Source organism: Acinetobacter sp. UBA3025, from assembly GCF_002367915.1.
In the GTDB taxonomy this organism is placed as follows: Bacteria; Pseudomonadota; Gammaproteobacteria; order Pseudomonadales; family Moraxellaceae; genus Acinetobacter.
Genome location: NZ_DFDO01000004.1, coordinates 1 through 232, shown reverse-complemented (window position 1 = coordinate 232; position 232 = coordinate 1). Strand labels below are relative to the sequence as shown.

General features: G+C 46.1%; 1 protein-coding gene. It reads left to right on the top strand.

Annotation, left to right across the window (positions count from 1 at the left end; genetic code table 11):
- A partial coding sequence (locus B4J23_RS00100) for a GspE/PulE family protein (RefSeq protein WP_291358104.1) occupies window positions 1-232 on the top strand: 232 nt, incomplete at both ends.

The following is a 232-nucleotide window of genomic DNA, read 5'->3' as shown; positions in this document are numbered from 1 at the left end:
TCTGGTGACTGGACCTACAGGTTCGGGTAAGACCACTACCTTATATGCAGCACTTTCTGATCTAAATGATGGTTCCAAAAATATCCTGACGGCTGAAGATCCGGTGGAATATCAGTTAGAAGGGATTGGTCAGACTCAGGTAAATACCAAAGTCGACATGACCTTTGCTCGTGCTTTAAAAGCCATGTTGCGTCAGGATCCGGATGTGGTGATGGTCGGTGAGATTCGTGAT